This window comes from Corynebacterium sp. HMSC068G04 (assembly GCF_001814885.1).
GTDB classification, from domain to species: Bacteria; Actinomycetota; Actinomycetes; order Mycobacteriales; family Mycobacteriaceae; genus Corynebacterium; species Corynebacterium hiratae.
This window is the reverse complement of record NZ_KV818291.1, coordinates 98,533-105,996: the sequence shown is the minus strand read 5'-3', so window position 1 is coordinate 105,996 and position 7,464 is coordinate 98,533. Positions and strand designations below refer to the sequence as shown.

Annotated in this window: 5 protein-coding genes; all 5 read left to right on the top strand. The window is 59.4% G+C overall.

Going from position 1 to position 7,464, the window contains the following annotated elements; all coding sequences use genetic code 11:
• Positions 1–373 precede the first annotated feature (373 nt).
• The 5 genes from HMPREF2993_RS00690 to thrS all read left to right on the top strand — a co-directional run bounded on the left by HMPREF2993_RS00690 (position 374) and on the right by thrS (position 7,461).
• Positions 374–2,392, top strand: a complete 2,019-nt coding sequence (locus HMPREF2993_RS00690; protein WP_246822296.1) for a vWA domain-containing protein — start codon at positions 374–376, stop codon at positions 2,390–2,392.
• A gap of 195 nt (positions 2,393–2,587) precedes the next feature.
• Positions 2,588–3,190: a copper resistance CopC family protein gene (locus tag HMPREF2993_RS00685; protein ID WP_046648167.1), complete on the top strand. Its 603-nt coding sequence runs from the start codon at positions 2,588–2,590 to the stop codon at positions 3,188–3,190.
• A gap of 77 nt (positions 3,191–3,267) precedes the next feature.
• Positions 3,268–3,954, top strand: a complete 687-nt coding sequence (locus HMPREF2993_RS00680; protein ID WP_046648166.1) for a copper chaperone PCu(A)C — start codon at positions 3,268–3,270, stop codon at positions 3,952–3,954.
• A 66-nt stretch (positions 3,955–4,020) separates the two neighbouring features.
• Positions 4,021–5,304 (top strand): Dyp-type peroxidase, encoded by a 1,284-nt coding sequence (locus tag HMPREF2993_RS00675; protein WP_070700424.1) that lies wholly within the window; start codon positions 4,021–4,023, stop codon positions 5,302–5,304.
• 93 nt (positions 5,305–5,397) lie between these two features.
• Positions 5,398–7,461, top strand: coding sequence for a threonine--tRNA ligase (thrS, locus tag HMPREF2993_RS00670; RefSeq protein WP_070700423.1), 2,064 nt, complete (start codon positions 5,398–5,400; stop codon positions 7,459–7,461).
• Positions 7,462–7,464: the final 3 nt, after the last annotated feature.

Below are 7,464 nucleotides of genomic sequence, written 5' to 3'. Positions count from 1 at the left end.
GGTCGCGAGTTCGAGTCTCGTCATCCGCTCCACATCGAGTGCCCCTCCAGTTTGGGAGGGGCACTTTTTCAATTTCTTCGCCCTTGAGCCAGTTTGTGGTCATTCACGGTAAATAGCGGCCAAAATCCGGGCTTAAGGGCTAATTTACCGTGAACGTTCGGGTTTGGCGCGGTTGCCTGGGTGATGTGCAGGTTTTGAGGTGGGCGTGTTGGAAGGGGACTTTTCCCCGTCCCTAGGCGAACCTTTCGCCAGCCATTTATGATGTTTCTCACAGACTTGTCGTCTCAAGGAAATGGACATCATGAGAGCCTTCTCCCCGTCATCATCGTCCCTTCAAAGCGCACTACGCAGCGCTTTTATCAGTCTCGCCGTAATGCTTCTCGCATTTCTTAGCGCGATAGCCGTGCCAGCGTTTGCACAGAATCCCACGGGCGTCACGCGCAGTGAAGAGCCTAGTTCGGCGTCCGCGGCTGACTCCGAGTCTGCACCGAGTGGAGATTCAGCAGAGGCACAGAGCGGTGCGACGATGCTTGTGCTCGACTCTTCGGGCTCTATGAATGTCCAGGATGCTGGCGGGCAGACCCGCCTTGATGCCGCGAAGGACGCAACGAAGAACTTCGTCTCCGAACTCGGCGGCACCATCCCGTTGGGACTCGTCACGTATGGTGGCACGGTCGACGAAGCCCCTGAGAATCAGGAAGCCGGATGCCGTGATATCCACGTGGTGAGTGGGCCTAAGGAGGACGTGGGGGATTCTTTCACTGGGCCAATCGATGACCTTCAAGCTAAGGGGTATACCCCGATTGGTGATTCCCTGAAGAAGGCCGCCGAGGAGTTGGGCGGTCAGCACGGAACGATCGTCCTTGTATCGGATGGGATTGATACCTGTGCGCCGCCGCCAGTATGTGAAGTAGCCAAAGAGCTTCACGAGCAGGGCGTTGATCTCGTCATCAACACCATTGGCTTCAATGTTGACGAGGAAGCCCGCAAGGAGCTTTCCTGCATTGCAGATGCCGCAGGCGGCGAGTATCTCGATGCCGGGGATGCAGATTCCCTGGCAGCGATGATTAGGAAGGCCGCCGGACGCGCTGCGGACATCTACCAATCCGATGTCGAACAGATTGAAGGCAGCGAAGATATCAGTCAACCAACGCCGCTTCCACGCTGGGAGTCTGGTGAGGATTTCATCTTCCGTGCGCAACTGGATGCCCCGCCGAACGGCGGCGAGGACTCTCACAAGGATTTTCACGCTGAGTCGTGGTCTATCCCCGTCAAGCCAGGGGAGCGATATGTAGCGTCAATATACAAGACTTTGGACGGCGCGGTGGTGAGGCCGCGAAGTCTCGGAATGAAGGTTTTCTTCGGTGACGGTGCCGAGCCACCAACCGGAAATCATGGCGGTGAACAAGGCTCCATTGAGTGCACAGCCGATCAGGACTCTTTCCATACTTCCATTCGCTCAGATGCTTTGCCTAGCGCGAGTGCCTTTACCCGGGAGATGGGCTCCGAGAAATGCCCTGACGATGAAATCGTCTTAACCGCGATGCGAGCGATGACCTATAAGGCCGATGAGCCTCTAGATGTGGAGATCCTTGTTCGTCGAATCGACCCAGTGACCAACATTGATGACCTAGTCAGCGGGCTGGACAGCGAAATAGAGGGAGAACTTCACGCCAATTTTGAAGGAGCAGAGAAGGTCCGCGCGGCCAGCTGGTTCGCCGATGCCACTGAGCTGCAAAGCGGAAACACCATCGAGACCGACATCGTGCTCGGTGAGGCGCAAGTCTTCAAAGTTCCCATGAAGGAAGGTCAGCAGCTAGCCGCTGCCCTAAAGGTGGGGGAGGTCTCCGATGAGGATGCTTTACAGTACACGCACATGAATGTGGAGATCCTCAACCCCGTGCGGGAGCGTGCCGGTAAGAGTGAATCCATGACGTGGCCAAAGGAAGGCGATGAAGCCAGTACCCACTCGGAGAGTCCGACAGCCTATACGAATCGCTTCGGTGACAGTGCCCCCAACGGAGCGCAAGCTCGCGCCAACTGGCTAGAGGGTGACTACTATGTCCTAGTTACTCTGGATGCGGGATCGGATTCCAATAAAGAAGGTGACGTGCTTAACGGCAAGCGAGCCACGATGAAGTACGCCCTCACCACCAAGGTCTTGGGAGACCCAATCCAAGGTCCCATCTATGAGCCGGTTAAGGACGAGACTGAGGCCCCAAAGAGCGATGAAGAAGGAGCGAAAGACAAGACGGACCAAGCAGCAAGCGCCGACGAGGATAAAGGCTTGGGTCTTGGCACCCTAGGATTTCTCTTGGCCGCAGCCTTGGGCATCATTGCGCTTGCCGTCATCATCTTGGTGGTCATCCTTCTTCGCGGGCGTAGACACTAGTGCTACCTGCGGGAACTGCGGCATAATCCACGCTTGCGTAGGCATAGGGAACTTTTCTGTCGCGTGCAACGACTACTTGATAACCCCACGCACTCCACGTGGGGTTAAGGATTGGCTAGGAGATCCCTCCCAGCGATAGGATGAGGGAACCTTCAATCAAAAGTTTCATCACGCCATCAAGGAGTCATCCAAGAAATGCAGTTGCGTCAGGTCACCACAGTAGTCGCCGCTGGGGCCGTGAGCCTCGTGATTGGGCTGTCCGCGCCACTAGCCGCGGCACATGACTCAGTCATTGGCGGCAACGTGGTGGGTGACGCACCGCTGGAAGAATTCCCCCGTGAAATCACGCTGGAGTTCTCTGGCATTCCTCGGGATGACTTCAACACTTTCGCCGTGAGCGACACAACCTCCGGCGACGTGCTCTTTGATGCCACACCCACCATTGACGGACGAAACCTCACCATTGAGGTTCCCCAGGACATCGAACCTGGTGACGGCGAATACCAAGTAGGTTTTCGCATTACCTCCTCCGATGGTCACTCCACACTCGGCTCGGTGCCGTTCAGCGTAGCTTCCGGTGCTGCCGGAGGGGAGGCAGGCAATGGGTCGTCTGGAGCCTCTGGCCAAAGTGACGCGGATGCTGCCGCGGAAGACGGCGGTGCAGAGGACTCCCAGGACCCCCTGAGCTCCCTGCCCGCAGCTGCTAAATGGATCATTGGTATCGGGGCAGTTCTCGTCGTCGGTGCGGCAGTCTTCGCCTTCGGGGCGAAAACACGTCGCTCCGATGGCGCAGGCTAGGCCACACAGGGCCTCGATGACGCGCGAGCCAATCCACCTCATCCCCTTCAGGTAATTACTCCAGAAAGGCATGTTCCATGCTGAAATCCCGTTCTTTCTTCCGTACCTCCGTAGTTGCTATCGCGGCTGTCAGCCTCACCTTGGCTGGTTGCTCGCCGAGCGAGGAGGACTCGACAGCTACCGCGACGAGCACCGCGGCCAGCGCTGACAGCAGCGCAGAGAAGGGTGCGGAAACCAGCACGTCGGCTTCTTCCTCCGCTGAGTCTGGCGTAACTTTCGAGGATGCTGTCGTGCGCGCCATGGAGAAGGACTCCGATATGACCGCTATCTTCGGCACGCTCCACAACAACACGGACAAGGACATCAACGTAGTTGGCTTCAGCTCTTCGGTGAAGGCTAAGCACTATGAGATCCACGAGGTCGTAGACGGCGTGATGAAGGAGAAGGAAGAAGGCTTCGACATCCCCGCTGGCGAATCCCTCGAGCTCGCGCCGGGAGGTTTCCACTTCATGCTGATGGGAGTAACCGAGCCCGTCATGGCCGGTGAGACCGCAACCCTGACGCTGGAGCTTGCCGACGGCTCCACGATCGAGCTCGGCGATATCCCGGTGCGCACCATTGGCGCCGGCGATGAAGACTACGGCGACATGGGCCACATGAACCACGGCGATATGGACCACGGATCCATGGATCATGGTGAGCACATGGACCACTCGGACTCCGCAGACATGTCTGACATGAAGAAGGAAGAGCACGCGCACTAGAAACCAGCGTGTTCCGGGCCAAGGTAGGCAAGAAATCGGTTCTCACGAGATAGGGAGATATCAAAGATGAGCGGGTTCGAGGAACCTGTCAGTCGGCGTGGACTGCTCGCCGGAAGCGCTGTGGCGGCAAGCGCGGTAGCGCTTGCAAGCTGTGCGAAAGGGGATGAACCTGGACAGGCATCTGCGGATGCCTCCGCGGATGCCTCTCGCGCAGCGCAGGCTGGGGACGCCGGCAGCACAGGCCCGGAAAACCGCGAGGAGACCATGGGCGACGATATCGTCGCCTTCGACGGCAAGCACCAAGCAGGCATCCAAACTCCGGTTCAGGCGCACGTGGAATTGGTGGGCTTTAACCTCAAAAAGGACACCACCGCTCGCGGCGCGGCCGCGTTGATGCGACTGTGGACGGAGGATGCCCGTCGCCTCTGCACGGGTGAGAACCCGTTGGGCAGCCTCGAACCCGAATTGTCTACCACCCCAGCAAACCTTACCGTCACGTGCGGTTGGGGAGAGGGATTCTTCGACACGGTGGACGTCGCCAAGCCCAGCTGGCTGCGCGATATCCAGGCTTTTGACCATGATGACCTCCGCCCGGAATGGGGCCAGACGGATATCGTCCTGCAGATCTGCAGCGATGATCCTTTCACTGCCGCCTTCGTGTTGCGGCATATGACCCGCGCAGGCAAAGATTACGCCGACGTTGCGTGGATTCAGCAGGGATTCAGCCATGCCTATGGTTCGGCACCGAAGGGAGCAACTCCACGCAATCTCTTCGGGCAGAAAGACGGCACGGTCAACCCCCGCAGCGATGAAGATTTCAACGAGCAGGTGTGGATCGAAGATGGCCCCTTCGCCGGCGGCAGCGCCATGGTGGTACGCCGCATCCACATGAACCTGGACACATGGGAGCAGCTTGATCGCGCAGCACGTGAGAACTCGACTGGGCGCACTCTCGATACCGGAGCTCCTATAGGTGCTAAGGACGAGTTCGACCCGGTGGATTTGGACGCCCGCAACGAGTTTGGGCTCAAAGCCATTGATGAGAACTCTCATGTCGCCAGAGCGCATCCGCCGGCGGAGCATCCAGAGCAAAAACTGTTGCGTCGCCCGTATAACTACAACCTGCCGCCGACTCCGGAGACCACCCAGCGCGGTGAGCTCAGCAACGCCGGGTTGATCTTTATTTGCTACCAGAAGGACCCTACGACCCAGTTCGAGCCTATTCAGGCGCGCCTTGACGAAGCTGATCGGCTCAACGAGTGGATCACCCACATTGGTTCGGCCGTGTACTTCATGCCAGCCGGAACTGAAGGCGAAACCTTCTGGGGCGAGTCGCTCATACGCAGTTAAGAGGGGTAGACTAAGCCGCTGTAACTTTCTCGATGAGTGCTGCTCGGCCAGGTATGTCGAGTGGCGCGTGAGCGCAAAGGAGCGCACCAAGTCATGGCGGAAATGATTCCAGCAGTCCCGGTGAACTACGACCCGATCACGGTCCCGGCCGGGACTGCCGTGGGAGCAGCGATGCGCGAGCATGAGCTGCCCAACAAGGGCCCCGAAGCAGTTGTCGTCGTCCGCGGCGCCGACGGCACCCTCTACGACCTTTCCCACACCCCGGACACGGACGCCGAGTTCACCCCGGTTGCTGCCTGCGAGGAAGATGGCCGCGCCGTTATCCGCCACTCCTGCGGACACGTCATGGCCCAGGCAGTACAGGCGGAATTCCCCGGCACCAAGCTGGGCATTGGCCCGGCCATCGAGAATGGCTTCTACTTCGACTTCCAGACCGCTGAGCCCTTCACCCCAGAGGACCTCAAGGCCATTGAGAAGCGTATGAAGAAGATCATCAAGGGCGGCCAGCGCTTCGAGCGCCACGTCTATGCCACCACCGAGGAGGCTGAGGCGGCATTGGCCAACGAGCCCTTCAAGCTGGAGCTGGTCCAGGACAAGGGCAACGTGGACCCAGATTCCGATGAGGCCGCCGAGGTGGGCGCCGGAGATCTGACCCACTATGACAACGTCAACCCGCGCACCGGCGAGGTGGAGTGGTTCGATCTCTGCCGCGGCCCGCACGTGCCGACCACCAAGTACATCCCGGCATTTGCCCTGACGCGTTCCTCTGCTGCCTACTGGCGCGGTGACCAGTCCAAGGCTGGTTTGCAGCGCATTTATGGCACCGCCTTCGAATCCAAGGAGGCCCTGGAGTCCTACAAGACCATGGTGGAAGAAGCTGAAAAGCGTGACCACCGCCGCCTGGGTGCTGAGCTGGACCTGTTCTCCTTCCCGGATGAGATTGGTTCCGGTTTCCCCGTCTTCCACCCCAATGGCGCTACCGTGCGCATGGAGATGGAAGAACACTCCCGCCGCCGCCACATCGCTGACGGCTACTCCTTCGTGTCCACCCCGCACCTGACCAAGGGAGACCTGTTCAAGAAGTCCGGTCACCTGGATTTCTACGCGGATGGCATGTTCCCGCCGATGCAGCTCGACGGTGAGTGGGACGAGGATGGCAACTGCACCAAGCAGCCGCAGGACTACTACGCCAAGCCGATGAACTGCCCAATGCACAACCTCATCTTCGCCTCCCGCGGCCGTTCCTACCGCGAGTTGCCGCTGCGCCTCTTTGAGTTCGGAACGGTCTACCGATACGAGAAATCTGGCGTTATCCACGGCCTGACCCGCGCTCGCGGCTTTACCCAGGATGACTCGCATATTTACTGCACCCCGGAGCAGCTCGAAGAAGAGTTGACCAAGGTTCTGGAGTTCATCATTTCCTTGCTCAAGGACTACGGCCTGGATGACTTCTACCTTGAGCTGTCCACCAAGGACCCGAACAAGTACGTTGGCTCGGATGAGATCTGGGAGCGCTCGACGAAGATCCTGCAGTCGGTGGCGGAGAAGTCCGGCCTTGAGCTGGTCCCGGACCCGGCAGGCGCGGCCTTCTATGGCCCGAAGATTTCCGTTCAGGCTCGCGATGCCATCGGCCGTACCTGGCAGATGTCCACCGTGCAGCTGGACTTCAACCTGCCCGAGCGCTTCGAGCTCGAGTACACGGCGTCGGATGGCACCAAGCAGCGCCCAATCATGATTCACCGTGCGCTCTTCGGCTCCATCGAGCGTTTCTTTGGCGTGCTCCTAGAGCACTACGCGGGTGCATTCCCGGCGTGGCTGGCCCCGCACCAGGTGGTGGGCATTCCAGTCGCTGATACCTTTGCCCCGCACCTCGAGGAAGTTTGTGCACAGCTGCGCGCACGCGGCCTGCGCGCTGACGTGGATACCTCCGATGACCGCATGCAGAAGAAGATCCGTAACCACACCACCGGCAAGGTGCCATTCATGCTTCTGGCCGGTGAGCGTGACGTCGAAGCGGGTGCGGTCTCCTTCCGCTTCCTCGACGGCACCCAGGTCAACGGTGTGCCGGTCGAGGCGGCAATCAACGTCATCGAGGCGTGGGTTCGTGAGCGCAATAACGAACAACCGACCAAGGACAGCATCGCCGAGCGCGTCTAGATG